The 1,783-nt window shown below is 43.2% G+C and carries 1 protein-coding gene; it reads left to right on the top strand.

Translation table 11 applies throughout. The features are described 5' to 3' along the window. Positions 1–400: 400 nt before the first annotated feature. On the top strand, positions 401–1,783 hold a 1,383-nt coding region (locus tag AC1VNJ_RS26800), incomplete at its 3' end, for a collagen-like repeat preface domain-containing protein (protein WP_482641635.1).

The following is a 1,783-nucleotide window of genomic DNA, read 5'->3' as shown; positions in this document are numbered from 1 at the left end:
ATATTTATTTCATCAACTAATTGGTATACACTCTCCAGACACCTCCCAAGTGATACTTCTTCATTTTTAACAATCATACATAAACTGATAGAAATCATTTCTCATTCCTCCTAATAAATTTTAGTAGATACATGAAAAAATATTAAATTGTTATTTTCTCAGTATATATTTATATGTTTTTTAGATGATAATTTTAATTTCTACTATAAAACAGCTATTAATTTGCAATATTTCTTAATATTTATAATAACTATGTATAGATAATCGTGAAAAATTCCTTATTTTAGCACAAATATACTCCTGTGATGTTTTATCGCCAAGATTTTTTAAGATAAAATATAAAACTTACTTAAGTTGGATTTGTAATGAATTATTTATCCTTAAACAAAGGAGGACCACAATGGCTTATAGACGTGCATCTAAAGTTAGGTACTTTACTTCTAATGATGAGATTGGTTACTTGAGAAAGAAAAATTCTAAAAAAATGGATTGTATAGATATTAAGAGTTCTCAAATTAAAAGGTTGCTTACTATTTTAGATAGCTTAAAAAAGGAAATTCCTCTGATTCTGAAGAATTCCACTTCTAAAAATATCAATACTATTTCTAATTCACTAAACTGTCTTATTGTCTTATTAAATGAATTAAAACTTGATTCTTCAATGACTAATCATTTAATTATTACTGTTCAAAATTTATTATCTGCTTTAAAAACAAGGTTTGTTCCTCCAGTAAAGTTACTCGAAACACTAATTAATAGTTTAAAAACACTTATTACTCTTTTGTGCTTAAATTCAGAGACGCATATTCTATTCTTCAAAGTTTTAATACAAATCGAAGTTATTTTAACCCACTGTCCTTCTGCAGGACCTACTGGAGCTACAGGGCTTACGGGTGCCACTGGCCCCACAGGGACTACTGGGGCTACGGGAGATCCTGGACTCACAGGGGCCACAGGCCCTACGGGGAACGCTGGAATTGCTGGGGTCACAGGTGCTACTGGAGCCACAGGATTCACTGGAGCTACAGGACTTACTGGAGCTACGGGAGATCCTGGACTCACAGGGGCCACAGGCCCTACAGGGAACGCTGGAATTGCTGGGGTCACAGGACTCACTGGAGCTACGGGACTTACTGGAGCTACAGGACTTACTGGAGCTACGGGAGATCCTGGACTCACAGGGGCCACAGGCCCTACGGGGAACGCTGGAATTGCTGGGGTCACAGGACTCACTGGAGCTACGGGACTTACTGGAGCTACAGGACTTACTGGGGCTACGGGACTTACTGGACTCACAGGGGCCACAGGCCCTACGGGGAACGCTGGAATTGCTGGGGTCACAGGACTCACTGGAGCTACGGGACTTACTGGACTCACAGGGGCCACAGGCCCTACGGGGAACGCTGGAATTGCTGGGGTCACAGGACTCACTGGAGCTACGGGACTTACTGGGGCTACAGGACTCACTGGAGCTACAGGACTTACTGGAGCTACAGGACTTACTGGAGCTACAGGACTCACTGGAGCTACGGGACTTACTGGACTCACAGGGGCCACAGGCCCTACGGGGAACGCTGGAATTGCTGGGGTCACAGGTGCTACTGGAGCTACGGGACTTACTGGAGCTACGGGAGATCCTGGACTCACAGGGGCCACAGGCCCTACGGGGAACGCTGGAATTGCTGGGGTCACAGGTGCTACTGGAGCTACGGGACTTACTGGGGCTACAGGACTCACTGGAGCTACAGGACTTACTGGAGCTACAGGACTCACTGGAGCTACG

It is taken from the genome of Priestia sp. 3CA3, from assembly GCF_056836725.1.
This window is presented reverse-complemented; position numbering and strand designations above follow the sequence as displayed.